This is a genomic window from Bacillus sp. FAU18 (assembly GCF_056033885.1).
Genome location: NZ_JBVYHZ010000004.1, coordinates 1,800,421 through 1,815,841, shown reverse-complemented (window position 1 = coordinate 1,815,841; position 15,421 = coordinate 1,800,421). Strand labels below are relative to the sequence as shown.

Sequence of the window (15,421 nt, the reverse complement as noted above, 5' to 3'; positions counted from 1 at the left end):
GCATGAGCGATGAACAAAAAAAGCCAGAACAAATTCATAGACGGGACATTTTAAAATGGGGAGCGATGGCGGGGGCAGCCGTTGCGATCGGTGCCAGCGGTCTCGGCGGTCTCGCTCCGCTTGTTCAGACTGCGGCTAAGCCATCGAAAAAGGATGAAAAAGAGGAGGAACAGATTGTTCCGTTTTACGGAAAGCATCAGGCCGGAATCACAACTGCCCATCAGACGTATGTCTATTTTGCTGCACTGGATGTAACAGCAAAAGACAAAAGCGACATCATTACGTTATTTAGAAACTGGACAAGTCTCACACAGATGCTGACGTCTGGAAAGAAAATGTCAGCTGAGCAGAGAAATCAATATCTGCCGCCGCAGGATACAGGTGAGTCTGCTGATTTATCCCCTTCCAACTTAACGGTCACATTCGGATTCGGGCCTGGCTTTTTTGAAAAAGACGGGAAGGACCGCTTCGGGCTGAAAAGCAAAAAACCGAAGCACCTGGCCGCTCTTCCACCGATGCCCAATGACAACCTGGATGAAAAGCAGGGAGGCGGGGACATCTGCATTCAAGTATGTGCAGACGACGAGCAAGTGGCGTTTCACGCGCTGCGTAACCTGCTAAATCAAGCGGTCGGCACTTGTGAGGTCCGCTTTGTGAACAAAGGCTTTTTAAGCGGAGGAAAAAATGGTGAAACGCCGCGCAACCTCTTCGGGTTCAAAGATGGAACAGGCAACCAGAGCACGGAGGATGACAGCTTGATGAACTCGATCGTGTGGATTCAGTCCGGTGAGCCTGACTGGATGACGGGCGGCACCTATATGGCTTTTCGGAAAATCAAAATGTTCCTTGAGATATGGGATCGCTCTTCCCTTAAGGACCAAGAGGATACCTTCGGCCGCAGAAAAAGCTCAGGGGCGCCTTTTGGGCAGAAAAAGGAAACAGATCCCGTGAAGCTGAATCAAATTCCGTCTAATTCGCACGTCAGTCTAGCGAAATCTACGGGAAAACAAATTTTGCGAAGAGCTTTCTCTTACACAGAAGGACTTGATCCGAAAACCGGCTATATGGATGCAGGTCTTCTGTTTATCAGTTTTCAAAAAAATCCCGACAATCAGTTTATCCCGATGCTGAAGGCTCTTTCAGCAAAGGATGCGTTAAACGAATATACACAAACAATCGGTTCTGCTTTATATGCATGCCCAGGCGGCTGCAAAAAAGGAGAATATATTGCCCAGCGTTTGCTGGAATCATAAAAGAAGCCTAAATCGGCTTCTTTATTTAAAAAACAGTTGTAACTTTAATTGTTACAGTTTAAAATCAATTTATACGAAAGGAGATTATCATGACAGTACACATTAAAGTTTATTCAGATTACGTCTGCCCATTTTGTTTCGTTGGAAAAGCCGCTTTTGAAGAAGCGATAAAAGGAAAGGATGTTGAAGTCGAGTGGATGCCGTTTGAACTGCGCCCAAGCCCATCTCCTCAGCTTGATCCGGTCAATGATCCTTCCAAACAGTACATGTGGCAGACATCAATTCAGCCAATGGCGGAGAAATTAGGAGTCGAGATCAATTTTCCAAACGTCTCACCCCATCCGTATACAGACCTCGCGTTTGAAGGCTTCCATTTTGCGAAGGAATACAATAAAGGACATGAATACAACACCCGTGTCTTTCAGGCGTTTTTCCAGGAGGGCCAAAATATCGGCGACATTGACATCTTGACGAAGCTCGCCGAGGAAGTGGGATTAGACGGTGCATCATTCAAATCAGCACTGGAAACAAGAACATATCAGGACGTGCAGCGCCAAGCCTTGAAGCACGCTTATGAAGAGGCTGACATCACAGCCGTTCCAACCTTTATTATTGGCGACACTGTAATTCCGGGTGCTGCCGGCAAGGATGTATTTGAAAAAGCGATTTCTGACGAACAGAAGAAAAGACAAGGAAAAAGCTCTCTATAAAGAGAGCTTTTTTTATTCCTGTTCCATATGGACGCCAGTATGCGCCTTCACCTGTATTTCTGCAAACGTATCTTCATCAATTGTTTTATCAGACGACAGCACCGTTCCGAGCCACGCGCCGAGAAAGCCGAGCGGGATGGAAATAATCCCTGGATTAGACAGCGGAATGAGCGGATCACCGGTAAAAATAGCACCTCCGGCCGGGTCCCTCACACTAGGGCTCATTGACACCAGCACAAGCGCGCTGATCAGGCCTGTCAGGCTGCCCCATAAAGCGCCTGAGGCATTGAATCGTTTCCAGAAGACAGTAAACACAATCAGCGGAAGGTTTGCGCTAGCGGCTACCGCAAACGCGAGTGCAACAAGGAACGCCACATTTAAGGATTGTGCAAAAATCGCAAGGAGAATCGAGAGTACTGACACGGCGACAGAAGCCCATCTGGCCGCTTTCATCTGTTCTTTTTCAGTTGCTTCTCCCTTTCTGATGATCTGGCTGTAAATATCATGGGCAAATGCTGAGGCGGCAGACAGCACCAACCCTGTCACAACAGCCAAAATGGTGGCAAAGGCGATGGCTGATACAAACGCGAACAGAAAGTCTCCTCCGAGTGCTTTTGCTAAAAGCGGAGCCGCCATATTTCCCGCTTGATCAGCCGCCGTAATCGCGTCAAAACCGACAAATGCCGCGGCACCAAAGCCGAGAAACACCGTCATAATATAAAACACACCGATAATCCATGTCGCTGACACAACGGATGTACGGGCCGTCTTGGCATCCTTAACGGTATAAAACCGGATCAATATATGCGGAAGCCCGGCGGTTCCCAGCACGAGCGCCAAGTTTAACGACAAGGTCTCAAGCGGCACCTTGTATTTATTTCCGGGATTCAAAAAATCAGCGCCCAGCGGAGTAGCCGTTTTCATCTGTTCAAACATGGTATTAAGGCTAAAGCCGAATTTCGAAAACACGATAATCGAAATCACGAGTGTGCCGGCCATCAGCAAAACGGCTTTAATAATTTGAACCCAGCTTGTCGCGATCATGCCGCCAAACACGACATAAATGGTCATCAGCACTCCGACGATGAGGACAGCCGCGGTATAATCCAGCCCTAGAAGCAGTTTGATCAGCGCTCCCGCCCCCACGAGCTGGGCGATCATATAAAAAGTAGAGATGGCAATGGTATTGAGAGCCGCGACACCGCGGATTTTCTTTTCTTTAAAGCGAGCGGCAATCATGTCTGCCATCGTGTACTTTCCGAGATTCCGAAGCGGCTCCGCCACGATGTACAAGACAACAAGATAAGCCACCAGAAAACCGATGCTGTAAAAGAAGCCATCAAATCCATATAACGCAATCATTCCGGCAATCCCGAGAAACGAGGCGGCAGACATGTAGTCACCGGCAATTGCCAGTCCATTCTGAACACCGGTGAGCCCGCCGCCCGCCGTATAAAACTCACTCGTCGTTTTCGTCCGCTTCGCGGCAAAATACGTGATAATAAGCGTCAGGCCAACAATCGCCAAAAATAATAAAAAAGCAGTCATATTCATGTCTGTTCACCCTTCAGATCCTCTTTTAAAGCGCTTACATACCGATCGAAATGAGCGGCTCTCCGGGAATACACAGTACTCAGTATCCAGGTCATAGCGAATTGGGCGATGGCGAACAGCCAAGCCCATGAAACAGCTCCAATGGCCGGTGCATTCAAAAAGGTGAAATAAGATGTCAAAACAGGGAGTGAAAAATAAAAGACAAAAAAGAAAATCGCAGAAGGAACAATAAAAGCGCGTTTCTGCTTTAAAAAAGCTTGAAAAGACGGCGTTGCAGCAATCTGTTTATAATCAGCTTTGTACATGGCTTTCCTCCTTTTATTCGCTAAACGTAAGCAAAAAGGTACACCAATAGGTATGTACTGAAAGTCCGATTTATGCGTTGAACAATATCTGGAGGATGAAAAAAGAAGGAAGTCGTGAAGAGGTGAACACAGTGGTCTAAAGACAGGCGAAGGTTTTCAAGCTCGGCCGTGTATAAACGAGTTTGCTTTCAAAACCTCACCGAATGCAGCTTGTTCTCAGCAAAGCTGCTGTTTACCAGAGCACGGTTATCATGTTCGCATCACCTCTTTATGACAATGCATGTGCCAAGAGGTGATCGCATCACCGGCTGTCTGTCGTAGTTAGCTGACACACCGTTTGTCCTCAAGCTCAGCGCAGCGATTTGCTTTTGAATAGAGGATATGGTGAAAACTCAGATCAGGTGATAGAAAAGCCAGAGGTACATAGATCCGCCTGTTCGGACTAGTCTTGCCGGACGGTTTTTTTGTGGTTTTTCTTTCTCGATGCTGTCTCAGATTCTAAAAACTGCCTCACATCATGAATGCCTAATCCAATGGATCTAGCTTCTTGAATTAACATATGCCAACCTTTGTCCAAATCTTTTTTAACATGAGTTTTCATAGTAACCTCCAATTGTATAAAATGTTTTCCTGCAACATGCGGGCAATAAAAGACAAGCCAGCGCGATGATGAGGCGAGTACAACAAATTTCACACATAGTTGCTCGGTGTTCACAAACTGAAGGAAAAACCACCTACCTATTCCCTAAAAAAATGACTAATATAACCAATGGACCTTATTTATAATAATAAACAATTAAATACTGACTGGATAGTATGTAAATGAAAATAAATCATTTAGCCTATTAAAAATGACCCCTGGGAAACCGAATAGCATAACCGTTCAAAGAAATAAATACCGCTAAAGATTGATCCGGTGTAATATAAGGGTAATCATTACCGCCAGGAGAAAAATATGAAAAAAAACAAATTTCAAATTAAAAGAGAAGCAACATTTGAAAGTTTTATAGACGCTGGCGTGAATTTGTTGATTGACCGAGCGTATGATCCGGTTTCTGTAGAAGATATCAGCAGAGCCGCCGGATACAGCAAAGGAGCATTTTATGTTCATTTTGTCAGCAAAGACGATTTTCTGCTGTATCTTCTCGAAAAACGTCAGATGAAAAAAAAGATCATTATAGGGTATCTTGATCAAATGGAGCGGGAGTCAGTGAAATCGCTGACATTGGACGAGGCTGCAAAACACGCTGCAGAACTGCTTTATTCCTATTACATAAATAAGCCGTCGTGGGACATCACCTCGTTTGCCATGAACATGCCGACATATAAAGTTTTAAAGAAATGCAAGGCCTATGTCCGGCTGTACGAATTGTGGGTGGAAGAAAATGTGTTATATATTAAGTGGCTGAAGGAGAGAAAGCTGATTGACGCCTGTATTGATCCTGAATATACGGCTAAAATAATATGTGCAGTCCTCGACGGAATCATCAAACAATCATATGTATTGGGCCAGCCAGCCACCTTCCGCAGCTTTTTAGACGCACTCTCGGTATTTTTCACTTTAGACAGAGAGCACGAGAGGCCAAGAATTTTGAAAAGTTTTGCAGAAAGCGAGGAACATCAGTGAAGTATAGAGAAATAATTATGTATATCATTATGGGGGTTTTCACAACCATTGTGAATATCGCCAGCTTTTATATATTGGTAGAGATCATGAATGTGGATTACAAAGCCGCCACTGTCGCCGCTTGGATTTTGTCCGTGCTGTTTGCTTATATAACAAATAAATTATATGTGTTTCAGCAAAAAACACATGATCTGCAGAGCCTGCTGAAAGAGCTCACTGCTTTTTTCAGCGTTCGGGTCCTGTCTCTCGGCATAGATTTAGGCATGATGATCATTCTTGTCGGCCAGTTCAATACAAATGAAACCTTGGCCAAAATACTCGACAACGCGGTCATTGTTGTCGTCAACTATGTTGCGAGCAAATGGCTCGTCTTTAAAAAAACAAAAGAAGAAGGGGTATGAGAGGACTGCAGCATATGATCTGCCGTTTTCTATGGAGAAATAAGGGGAATAAAAAATAAAAACCAGAAAGGTGATTGCACATGCGGGAAGAGCTAAAGGGGATATTTGCAAGTGTATTCGGAGAAAAAGAGGGATTACGGTTTTTTTTCGCACCTGGAAGAGTGAATCTGATTGGAGAACATACAGACTATAACGGCGGGCATGTATTTCCGTGCGCGCTGACAATGGGTACATATGCTGCTGTTGCAGAAAGAAAAGACGGGCTTGTCCGGATGTATTCAGATAATTTTAAAAACGCAGGCATCAAGGAATGCAGCCTTGACGATATTCGCTATCAAAAAGAAGACGACTGGGCGAACTACCCAAAAGGCGTGATTTATGAATTTCAACAGAGGGGATATGCAGTTCCCCATGGCTTTGACATTGTATTTTCAGGGAATATTCCAAACGGGGCGGGGCTGTCGTCTTCCGCTTCTATTGAACTGCTGATGGGGGTCGTGCTCCAAAGCTATTTACATCCTGAAGTAGATGCGCTTGAGCTTGTGAAAATGGCGCAGCATGCGGAAAACCATTTTATCGGCGTCAATTGCGGAATTATGGACCAATTTGCAATTGGAATGGGGAAAAAACATCATGCGATGCTGCTGAACTGCGACACGCTTGACTATGAATATAGCAAACTCAATGTCTCAGGCCTCGCGCTGGTCATCGCGAACACGAACAAAAAAAGGACATTGGCTGACTCAAGCTACAATACGAGACGCCAAGAATGCAATGATGCATTGCTTGATCTGAAAAAAGGCCTCGATATTGCAGCACTGGGCGACATCAAGCCTTCTGATTTCGATGCGCATTCCAGCCTGATCCAAAATGAAACGAACAGACGCCGGGCAAAGCACGCTGTATACGAAAATCATCGTGCTATTAAGACGGCCCATATGTTCAAAGAGAACAATATAGATGAAATCGGGCAGTTAATGAAGGAATCCCACCTTTCATTGAAGGATGACTATGAAGTAACATGCCCTGAACTTGATGAGCTTGTGTTTGCGGCATGGGATCACGAAGGTGTAATTGGATCAAGAATGACGGGAGCAGGCTTTGGCGGATGCACCATCAGCATTGTAAAAGATGAGTTCGTTGATGATTTTATTCAGAAGGTTGGAGACAGATATCAAGAAAAAACAGGGCTCCGAGCGGACTTTTATGTCGCGGATATCGGAGAGGGAGCGAGAGAACTAAAGGGGGAGTGACATATGAGTATTATTGAACATCTGGAACAGCTGCTTGAGTATGGCCTGGAACGAAAATTGATTTCGATCTGGGATCGGGAATATACGAGAAACCGTCTTTATGAAGCGCTGGGCATCACACATCCCGAGCCGGTCTCCGGGACCAGCATCAAGCAGTCACAAAGCCTGCCGGACTTGCTTGCTCCCATCTATAAATGGGCTGCCGAAACCGGCCGAATGGAAGCGGATACAGATACGTACCGTGACCTGCTCAGCGCAAAGCTGATGGGCTGTTTTGTACCTGCCCCGTCCGAGGTCATTCGCAAATTTGAAGAGACAAAAGCATTATACGGCCCAAAACAGGCGACAAAGGAATTCTATCAATATTCAGAGGATGTCTATTATATACGGACTGACAGAATCGCCAAAAATGTTCATTGGACGGTGCCGACCGAATATGGCGAGCTGGAAATGACCATTAACCTATCAAAGCCTGAAAAGGACCCGAAAGCGATTGCGGCTGCAAAAGAGCAGGAACAGACAAATTATCCGATGTGTTTGCTGTGTAAAGAAAATGTCGGCTTCGAGGGAAGCGTGAATCATCCAGCCCGGCAAAATCACAGAATCATTCCGGTCATCCTTGAGGACGAACAATGGTTCCTGCAATTCTCGCCATATGTCTATTATCCAGAGCACTGTATTGTCTTAAAAGGTGAACATGAACCGATGGAGATCAGCAAAAAAACATTTGAAAGGCTGCTGTCATTTCTTGGCCAATATCCGCATTATTTTATCGGTTCAAACGCGGATCTGCCGATTGTCGGCGGCAGCATCCTAAGCCATGATCATTTCCAAGGCGGCGCGCATGATTTTCCAATGGCACGTGCAGAAGCGGAAGACGTTTATGAATTAAATGATTATCCCGGCGTGTCGCTGGGCTTAGTGAAGTGGCCGATGTCTGTGCTCAGGCTCCAAGGAGACGAACCGGGTCATGTCGCCGAAGCTGCTGACCATATCTTCCGCACGTGGCAGACGTATTCCGATGAAAAAGCCGGCATTGCCGCCTATACAGGCGATACGCCCCATAATACGGTCACACCGATTGCGCGGCGCAGGGGAGACTTGTACGAACTCGATATCGTACTGAGGAACAACCGGACGGATGAGGAGCATCCCTTAGGGATATTTCATCCCCATAAGGAAGTTCACCATATTAAAAAAGAAAATATCGGCCTGATTGAGGTCATGGGATTGGCGATATTACCGGGCCGCTTACAGGAGGAAATGAAAGAAACAGCAGCGGCGCTATGCTCTGCTGATCCGAAAACAGCTTTAGAACAAAATCCGCTCACGGCAAAACATAGTGAGTGGGCTATTCGGATGATGGAAAAAAGAACCATAACAAAAGAGAATGCAGATCTAGTCATAAAAGAAGAGCTGGGACATGTATTCGCTCGCATTCTTGAACACGCCGGTGTGTTTAAACAGACAACGGAAGGAAAACAGGCCTTCAGAAGGTTTATCGACCAGTTGGGCGTCAAACCAGTCAAAAGCCTCAACCGCTAGGGTTGAGGCTTTTTCGATTTTTATGGCAAAACAAACACCCAAAGCGCATACGCTTCGGGTGCTGCTTTTATCCTCTTTTTCTGGTTAACAGGCTTACTAGAAAGACAACAATGGCTGCGCCGATTACCGCTGGAATAATGGCAAATCCGGCTAGGTGCGGCCCCCATGTTCCAAGCAGCCCGTGTCCGATCCAGGCGCCAATAAGACCTGCGATCATAGACCCGATAATTCCTCCGGGCATATCTCCTTTTACAAACAGGCTTCCAAGCCATCCGATAATAATAGCGACGATAAGTGAAATAAGAAAACTCATCATTCAACACATCCTATTTTTTATTTATTTGCTTATATCATTCCTCTTTTTTGTATAAGATAAACAACTGGATGCTCTCATTAAAAAATACGGACAATTCAGAGCATATTGGCTCTTCATTGCGCCTTTTCTTTCAATATTTGATGCGTTAAAATGGTAACCGTGTGAAAAGATGCTAGACAAGGAAAAAATAATTCCTATCTAGAAAATTTAACAAAATGAAACTTTTGATTGACCTAAGTTTTTTATTGTGGTAAACCTTTATTTGTCAGAATTAGTTCTTCATCATCTTTTCTTACTTATATGCGGAAATAACTAGAAACTTTTCATCTTAAGCGATAGATGTGAATAAAGTTGGAGCGATTTTTGTCGATTTTATGACATTTAAGCGAAAATGGGATGAAGTTTATAAAAAAATAAAGCTAATATGTGAAGTTTTTGATAGCATAACAAAGTAGAGAAAAGATTTTGAGGAAGTATGCACTTCAGATTTATTACATCAATAGGAAGGATGGTGATCTTCTTGTTCAGAGCATTAAAACCGTTGCTTGTATTAGCGCTGTTAACTGTGGTTTTCGTCCTTGGGGGATGCAGCAATGCTTCAGTACTAGATCCGAAAGGACCTGTAGCTGAACAGCAAAGTGATTTAATCCTGTTATCTATCGGATTTATGCTGTTTATCGTCGGGGTCGTCTTTGTTCTATTTACCATTATTTTAGTAAAATACCGCGACCGTAAAGGCAAAGATAATGGATCTTATAACCCAGAAATTCATGGTAACACGTTTTTAGAAGTAGTCTGGACAGTGATCCCAATTTTAATCGTCATTGCACTTTCTGTGCCAACCGTACAGACGATATATTCGTTAGAAAAAGCTCCTGAAGCAACAAAAGACAAAGAGCCTCTTGTTGTTTATGCTACTTCGGTAGACTGGAAATGGGTATTCAGCTACCCTGAACAGGATATTGAAACGGTCAACTACTTAAACATTCCTGTCGACCGCCCGATCTTGTTCAAAATCTCATCTGCAGATTCAATGGCTTCGCTATGGATTCCTCAGCTTGGAGGACAAAAATATGCGATGGCAGGAATGCTGATGGATCAATACTTACAGGCTGACAAAGTGGGTACTTACGAAGGCCGCAATGCGAACTTCACAGGTGAACATTTTGCGGACCAAGAGTTTGATGTGAATGCAGTCACAGAAAAAGACTTTAACAGCTGGGTGAAAAAGACTCAGAACGAGGCTCCTAAGCTGACAAAAGAGAAGTATGATGAATTGATGCTTCCTGAAAATGTGGACGAATTAACGTTCTCTTCTACTCACTTGAAATACGTTGATCACGGACAAGACGCTGAGTACGCGATGGAGGCGCGCAAACGCCTTGGCTATCAAGCCGTTTCACCGCACTCTAAAACAGATCCGTTTGAAAACGTAAAGAAAAACGAATTTAAGAAGTCTGATGATACAGAAGAATGATATTGATCAGGAAAGGAGGAAGCCTGCATGAAATTCAAATGGGACGAATTTTTCGTAACTGGTGACCCATTAATTCTGGGCGCACAAGTTTCCATTGCGCTTTCAACCATTGCCATTATTTTTGTACTGACTTACTTCAAAAAGTGGAAATGGCTGTGGTCTGAATGGATAACTACTGTTGACCATAAAAAACTCGGAATCATGTACATTATATCTGCTGTAATTATGTTATTCCGCGGCGGTGTCGACGGTCTGATGATGCGTGCCCAGCTAGCGCTTCCGAATAACAGTTTTTTAGACTCAAACCACTATAATGAAATTTTTACAACTCACGGTACAATCATGATCATCTTCATGGCGATGCCGTTCTTAATCGGTCTTATCAACGTTGTTGTGCCTCTTCAAATCGGTGCCCGCGACGTTGCGTTCCCTTACTTGAACAACCTGAGCTTCTGGACGTTCTTTGTAGGGGCGATGCTTTTCAATATTTCTTTCGTTATCGGAGGTTCTCCGAACGCAGGCTGGACGAGTTATATGCCGCTTGCAAGTAACGACATGAGCCCTGGGCCGGGTGAGAACTACTACCTCCTCGGACTTCAGATTGCCGGTATCGGTACCTTGATGACAGGGATCAACTTTATGGTAACAATCTTAAAAATGAGAACAAAAGGCATGACATTAATGCGTATGCCAATGTTCACATGGACAACACTGATCACAATGGTTATTATCGTGTTTGCGTTCCCTGTACTTACAGTAGCATTAGCACTTTTATCATTTGATCGTTTGTTCGGCGCTCACTTTTTCACATTGGAAGCAGGCGGTATGCCGATGCTTTGGGCTAACTTGTTCTGGATTTGGGGACATCCTGAAGTATATATCGTTATTCTTCCGGCGTTTGGTATTTTCTCAGAAATCATCTCAAGCTTTGCAAGAAAACAATTGTTTGGTTACAAAGCGATGGTTGGTTCTATTATCGCCATCTCTGTATTGAGTTTCTTAGTTTGGACTCACCACTTCTTCACAATGGGGAACAGTGCGTCCGTTAACTCATTCTTCTCAATTACGACAATGGCAATCTCAATCCCAACCGGGGTTAAAATCTTTAACTGGCTCTTTACAATGTATAAAGGCCGAATCAGCTTTACAACACCTATGCTGTGGGCGCTTGCGTTTATTCCTAACTTCGTTATCGGCGGGGTTACAGGGGTTATGCTTGCGATGGCAGCAGCGGATTATCAATACCATAATACGTACTTCCTTGTATCTCACTTCCACTATGTGCTGATCGCGGGTACTGTATTTGCTTGTTTCGCCGGATTTATTTTCTGGTATCCAAAAATGTTCGGCCACAAGCTGAACGAAAGAATCGGAAAATGGTTCTTCTGGATCTTTATGATCGGGTTCAATATTTGTTTCTTCCCGCAATATTTCTTGGGGTTACAAGGCATGCCTCGCCGTATTTACACATACGGACCGAACGACGGCTGGACAACATTGAACTTTATCTCAACTGTCGGAGCTTTCATGATGGGTGTAGGATTCTTAATCCTTTGCTATAACATCTACTACAGCTTCCGTTACTCTACTCGTGAAATCAGCGGAGATTCATGGGGTGTGGGACGTACGCTTGATTGGGCGACTTCTTCTGCGATTCCGCCGCATTACAACTTTGCGGTGCTTCCTGAAGTCAAATCTCAAGATGCATTCCTGCATATGAAAGAAGAAAAAACTGAATTATACCCTGAAAGCAAATTCAAAAAAATCCATATGCCAAGCAACTCAGGCAGACCGTTCTTTATGTCTGTTGCCTTCGGTCTCGCTGGCTTTGGACTGGTATTTGAATGGTACTGGATGGGCGTAGTCGGATTGATCGGAGTCCTGCTCTGCATGGTTCTGCGTTCATTCGAATACGACAACGGCTACTACATTAGTGTTGATGAAATAAAAGAGACGGAAAGAAAGATTTCCGAATAAGGAGGCGTGAGTTATGGAACATGCAGAACACGGCAATTCTAACGCGCCTATGGAATATCAATCTGAAACCGGCAGACTTAATATTCTCGGGTTTTGGATCTTTTTAGGGGCAGAAATTGTGTTGTTCTCAACACTATTTGCAACCTTCTTCGTTCTTAAAAACAGAACAGCTGGAGGTGTCTTGCCAGACGAACTATTTGAAGTCAATCTGGTAATGATTATGACGTTCTTGCTGCTGATCAGCAGCTTTACCTGCGGGATCGCTGTTCATGAAATGCGCCGCGGAAGTTTAAAAGGCGTAGTCATTTGGACAATTATCACTCTTCTTCTCGGTGCCGGCTTCGTCGGGTGCGAGATCAACGAGTTTGTCCACTATGTACATGAAGGAGCATCTCTCGGTACAAGTGCGTTCTGGTCTGGATTCTTTGTTTTACTTGGAACTCACGGAACTCACGTAACAATCGGGATTTTCTGGATCACAGGAATTCTGATTCAGTTGAAGAAACGCGGCTTAACTCCGCAAACTTCATCTAAAATCTTTATCTCAAGCTTGTACTGGCACTTCTTAGATGTTGTATGGATTTTCATCTTCACAGGTGTCTATCTCATGGGATTGGGGGGTCTGTAAAATGGCAAACAAATCTGCTGAACACAGTCACTTTCCATGGAAGCACATTGTAGGTTTTGCACTGTCTATCGTTTTGACCCTGCTGGCTCTATGGGTTGCAGTGTATACTGACCTAAGCTCATCAGCAAAACTTTGGATCATTTTCGGCTTCGCCTTCATCCAGGCGGCGCTCCAGCTTCTCATGTTCATGCACATGACAGAGAGCGAAAACGGCACGATCCAAGTCGGAAACACGCTGTTCGGATTCTTTGGCGCGATCGTTATCGTACTTGGATCCATCTGGATTTTCGCGGCTCACTATCACCATGGTGACCATATGGACGGAAATCCTCCTGGAGGCGCTGAACACTCAGAGCATTCAGGCCATAACGAATAATACAAAAACCCTCTTCATTGGAAGAGGGTTTTTTGCTGTCTTCAGCTGCTTCGCTTTCTGCGAAGATACGGAAGGCCGTAAATGATAAATGCAGCGATATGAGCGACAATGACGTTGACGGCAAACAAGATAATCATGAGAGTGTGTCCAAGTGGAGAAAGGCTTTCTGTTGCGTAAAAGAAGAAGAATACCCACATTAAAATGATTGGCGGAATAGCTGAGAGTGCGACTTTTTTGTTATCAAGCCAAATAAAGAGAGGCGTTGCGCTAGCAACCAGTAAGTAAGCAAAAAACATGTCCATCATACCCGTCTCCTTTCATTTTGTGATAACGTTTACAAAAATGAAATAGAGGAACTGAGTTGTGTCTGTTTTGTGATTGTTTTTTGAACATTCTGTTACAATTATTATACCATGTTTTCCAGAAATTGATACGTGTTTTTGCAGAAATGGACTGGATCTATCGTCTTATTTTTTTCGTTCAATGTGCTAGGAGAATGTATGGGCATGGGGCTCTAAATTCTATATGAGGTATCACATTATTTGGGAACATAACACATTATCGCATTCGTTTTTTAACAAATTCTTTTGGTATGGCGTTTTTTTCATTTGAAAAGTTTTGTGTCAATCGAAACATTTCGGTTTATGATACGTCATATTTCGTGTAGCTGAAAAAGCGCCACAAATGCTGAAAAAACATAAAAGGAAGCGAGCTTCACGTGTCATCTTGAACGTGGTTCATGTATAATAAACATTAGTGATTTTCCGATGAAAATGTAAGGCGGGATAGAATGAGTCGATATAAGAAACAGCAAAGCCCCTTTTACCAGGGGGATTTGATTTTTATATTTGGTGTGTTTTTTATTATAAGCGTAGTATCAATTTATGCTGCCGGTCAGTTTGGGCAGTATGGGAACACGGATTGGATTCAGCAAATTGTGTTTTATCTTTTGGGGGCTGTTGCCATTACAGTTCTTTTGTACTTTGATTTAGAACAGCTTGAAAAGTTAAGTTTATATATTTTTATTATTGGTATTTTATCTTTGATTGTTCTTAAAATCAGTCCCGAGTCTATTGCACCTGTTATTAAAGGGGCAAAAAGTTGGTTTAGGATCGGTAGAATAACAATACAGCCGTCAGAGTTTATGAAGGTTGGTTTGATTATGATGCTTGCTTCAGTTATTGGAAAAGCAAATCCTAAAGGAGTTCGGACGCTTAGGGATGATATCCACTTGTTATTAAAGATTGCGGGTGTCGCAGTTATTCCTGTAGGTCTTATCTTGATGCAGGATGCTGGGACTGCGGGAATATGTATGTTTATCGTTCTTGTAATGGTTTTTATGTCAGGGATAAATTGGAAATTGATTGCGATCATAGCTGGTTCAGGTATCTTACTCATTTCATTAATTTTATTAGTAATGATAAACTTTCCTGACGTTGCTAAATCAGTTGGAATACAGGACTATCAAATTAAGCGGGTCACTTCTTGGGTGTCTGCTTCAAATGAGACACAGGAAGATTCAAATGACAGCTGGCAAGTTGACCAGGCCATCATGGCAATAGGATCTGGTGGTATTTTAGGTAATGGTATTTCTAATTTGAAGGTTTATGTTCCAGAGAGTACGACTGACTTTATCTTTTCTATAATAGGTGAGTCTTTTGGCTTTATAGGCTGTGCAATTGTTGTCATCATGTTCTTCTTTTTAATCTACAGGCTTGTCGTTCTGATAGACAAAATACATCCGTTTAACCGTTTCGCTTCTTTCTTTTGCGTTGGCTATACGGCGTTAATTGTGATCCACACATTCCAGAATATCGGAATGAACATCGGCATTATGCCTGTTACCGGGATTCCGCTGCTGTTTGTCAGCTATGGGGGAAGCTCGACACTTTCCACGTTAATCGGTTTCGGGATTGTATATAATGCAAGTGTGCAGCTGACGAAATACAGAAGTTATCTTTTTAATTCTTAATATGTAGACAGCCTTTACAGAGGCTGT

General features: G+C 43.6%; 16 protein-coding genes. 11 read left to right on the top strand and 5 right to left on the bottom strand.

Going from position 1 to position 15,421, the window contains the following annotated elements:
- The first annotated feature begins 2 nt into the window (after window positions 1-2).
- Together efeB and AC0OMU_RS20395 are read left to right on the top strand one after the other, a co-directional pair.
- Window positions 3-1,253, top strand: a complete 1,251-nt coding sequence (efeB, locus tag AC0OMU_RS20400) for an iron uptake transporter deferrochelatase/peroxidase subunit (protein ID WP_015384996.1) — start codon at window positions 3-5, stop codon at window positions 1,251-1,253.
- Window positions 1,254-1,342: 89 nt separating this feature from the next.
- Entirely contained in the window at window positions 1,343-1,963 is a 621-nt protein-coding gene (locus AC0OMU_RS20395; protein ID WP_014478353.1) for a DsbA family oxidoreductase, read from the top strand.
- A gap of 12 nt (window positions 1,964-1,975) precedes the next feature.
- On the opposite strand, the gene AC0OMU_RS20390 is transcribed toward AC0OMU_RS20395, so the two are convergent.
- From AC0OMU_RS20390 to slrA, 3 genes are all read right to left on the bottom strand, one after another.
- Window positions 1,976-3,517, bottom strand: coding sequence for a solute symporter family protein (locus AC0OMU_RS20390; protein WP_167560656.1), 1,542 nt, complete (start codon window positions 3,515-3,517; stop codon window positions 1,976-1,978).
- Window positions 3,514-3,822, bottom strand: a complete 309-nt coding sequence (locus AC0OMU_RS20385; protein WP_003222190.1) for a DUF485 domain-containing protein — start codon at window positions 3,820-3,822, stop codon at window positions 3,514-3,516. Before AC0OMU_RS20385 ends, AC0OMU_RS20390 begins: the two co-directional genes overlap by 4 nt.
- A gap of 442 nt (window positions 3,823-4,264) precedes the next feature.
- Complete coding sequence (gene slrA, locus AC0OMU_RS20380; RefSeq protein WP_003243648.1) at window positions 4,265-4,423, bottom strand: transcriptional regulator SlrA; 159 nt, start codon at window positions 4,421-4,423, stop codon at window positions 4,265-4,267.
- A gap of 354 nt (window positions 4,424-4,777) precedes the next feature.
- On the opposite strand from slrA, the gene slrC reads away from it, so the two are divergent.
- From slrC to galT, 4 genes are all read left to right on the top strand, one after another.
- Window positions 4,778-5,449: a transcriptional regulator SlrC gene (gene slrC / locus AC0OMU_RS20375; protein ID WP_015384994.1), complete on the top strand. Its 672-nt coding sequence runs from the start codon at window positions 4,778-4,780 to the stop codon at window positions 5,447-5,449.
- 17 nt (window positions 5,450-5,466) lie between these two features.
- On the top strand, window positions 5,467-5,850 hold the full coding sequence (locus tag AC0OMU_RS20370; protein ID WP_003227398.1) for a GtrA family protein: 384 nt from the start codon (window positions 5,467-5,469) through the stop codon (window positions 5,848-5,850).
- A gap of 80 nt (window positions 5,851-5,930) precedes the next feature.
- Complete coding sequence (locus AC0OMU_RS20365; RefSeq protein ID WP_015384993.1) at window positions 5,931-7,103, top strand: galactokinase; 1,173 nt, start codon at window positions 5,931-5,933, stop codon at window positions 7,101-7,103.
- Between the two features lie 3 nt (window positions 7,104-7,106).
- Window positions 7,107-8,648 (top strand): UDP-glucose--hexose-1-phosphate uridylyltransferase, encoded by a 1,542-nt coding sequence (gene galT / locus AC0OMU_RS20360; RefSeq protein WP_015483870.1) that lies wholly within the window; start codon window positions 7,107-7,109, stop codon window positions 8,646-8,648.
- 67 nt (window positions 8,649-8,715) lie between these two features.
- On the opposite strand, the gene AC0OMU_RS20355 is transcribed toward galT, so the two are convergent.
- Window positions 8,716-8,961, bottom strand: coding sequence for a GlsB/YeaQ/YmgE family stress response membrane protein (locus tag AC0OMU_RS20355; protein WP_009968363.1), 246 nt, complete (start codon window positions 8,959-8,961; stop codon window positions 8,716-8,718).
- 514 nt (window positions 8,962-9,475) lie between these two features.
- Between AC0OMU_RS20355 and qoxA the strand changes: the two genes are divergently transcribed.
- From qoxA to qoxD, 4 genes are read left to right on the top strand one after another with little or no spacing between them, the layout of a single operon-like run.
- On the top strand, window positions 9,476-10,441 hold the full coding sequence (gene qoxA / locus AC0OMU_RS20350; RefSeq protein WP_010886637.1) for a cytochrome aa3 quinol oxidase subunit II: 966 nt from the start codon (window positions 9,476-9,478) through the stop codon (window positions 10,439-10,441).
- Between the two features lie 27 nt (window positions 10,442-10,468).
- Window positions 10,469-12,418 carry a cytochrome aa3 quinol oxidase subunit I gene (qoxB, locus tag AC0OMU_RS20345; protein ID WP_003227407.1) on the top strand — a complete coding sequence of 650 codons (1,950 nt, stop codon included), beginning with the start codon at window positions 10,469-10,471 and terminating at the stop codon, window positions 12,416-12,418.
- 13 nt (window positions 12,419-12,431) lie between these two features.
- Window positions 12,432-13,046 (top strand): cytochrome aa3 quinol oxidase subunit III, encoded by a 615-nt coding sequence (gene qoxC, locus AC0OMU_RS20340; RefSeq protein ID WP_015384990.1) that lies wholly within the window; start codon window positions 12,432-12,434, stop codon window positions 13,044-13,046.
- A gap of 1 nt (window position 13,047) precedes the next feature.
- A complete protein-coding gene (gene qoxD, locus AC0OMU_RS20335) occupies window positions 13,048-13,422 on the top strand; it encodes a cytochrome aa3 quinol oxidase subunit IV (RefSeq protein WP_015384989.1) in 375 nt (124 codons plus the stop codon).
- Between the two features lie 41 nt (window positions 13,423-13,463).
- Here the strand turns inward: qoxD and ywcE are convergent, their stop codons facing one another.
- Window positions 13,464-13,727: a spore morphogenesis/germination protein YwcE gene (gene ywcE / locus AC0OMU_RS20330; protein ID WP_003227411.1), complete on the bottom strand. Its 264-nt coding sequence runs from the start codon at window positions 13,725-13,727 to the stop codon at window positions 13,464-13,466.
- Between the two features lie 485 nt (window positions 13,728-14,212).
- On the opposite strand from ywcE, the gene rodA reads away from it, so the two are divergent.
- A complete protein-coding gene (gene rodA / locus AC0OMU_RS20325; protein ID WP_015384988.1) occupies window positions 14,213-15,394 on the top strand; it encodes a cell shape-determining peptidoglycan glycosyltransferase RodA in 1,182 nt (393 codons plus the stop codon).
- Window positions 15,395-15,421: the final 27 nt, after the last annotated feature.

Bases quoted from the DNA above. Each gene is read 5' to 3' on its own strand.
- efeB (WP_015384996.1), top strand. From the start codon at position 3: ATGAGCGATGAACAAAAAAAGCCAGAACAAATTCATAGACGGGACATT.
- AC0OMU_RS20395 (WP_014478353.1), top strand. From the start codon at position 1,343: ATGACAGTACACATTAAAGTTTATTCAGATTACGTCTGCCCATTTTGT.
- AC0OMU_RS20390 (WP_167560656.1), bottom strand. From the start codon at position 3,517: ATGAATATGACTGCTTTTTTATTATTTTTGGCGATTGTTGGCCTGACG.
- AC0OMU_RS20385 (WP_003222190.1), bottom strand. From the start codon at position 3,822: ATGTACAAAGCTGATTATAAACAGATTGCTGCAACGCCGTCTTTTCAA.
- slrA (WP_003243648.1), bottom strand. From the start codon at position 4,423: ATGAAAACTCATGTTAAAAAAGATTTGGACAAAGGTTGGCATATGTTA.
- slrC (WP_015384994.1), top strand. From the start codon at position 4,778: ATGAAAAAAAACAAATTTCAAATTAAAAGAGAAGCAACATTTGAAAGT.
- AC0OMU_RS20370 (WP_003227398.1), top strand. From the start codon at position 5,467: ATGTATATCATTATGGGGGTTTTCACAACCATTGTGAATATCGCCAGC.
- AC0OMU_RS20365 (WP_015384993.1), top strand. From the start codon at position 5,931: ATGCGGGAAGAGCTAAAGGGGATATTTGCAAGTGTATTCGGAGAAAAA.
- galT (WP_015483870.1), top strand. From the start codon at position 7,107: ATGAGTATTATTGAACATCTGGAACAGCTGCTTGAGTATGGCCTGGAA.
- AC0OMU_RS20355 (WP_009968363.1), bottom strand. From the start codon at position 8,961: ATGAGTTTTCTTATTTCACTTATCGTCGCTATTATTATCGGATGGCTT.
- qoxB (WP_003227407.1), top strand. From the start codon at position 10,469: ATGAAATTCAAATGGGACGAATTTTTCGTAACTGGTGACCCATTAATT.
- qoxC (WP_015384990.1), top strand. From the start codon at position 12,432: ATGGAACATGCAGAACACGGCAATTCTAACGCGCCTATGGAATATCAA.
- qoxD (WP_015384989.1), top strand. From the start codon at position 13,048: ATGGCAAACAAATCTGCTGAACACAGTCACTTTCCATGGAAGCACATT.
- ywcE (WP_003227411.1), bottom strand. From the start codon at position 13,727: ATGATGGACATGTTTTTTGCTTACTTACTGGTTGCTAGCGCAACGCCT.
- rodA (WP_015384988.1), top strand. From the start codon at position 14,213: ATGAGTCGATATAAGAAACAGCAAAGCCCCTTTTACCAGGGGGATTTG.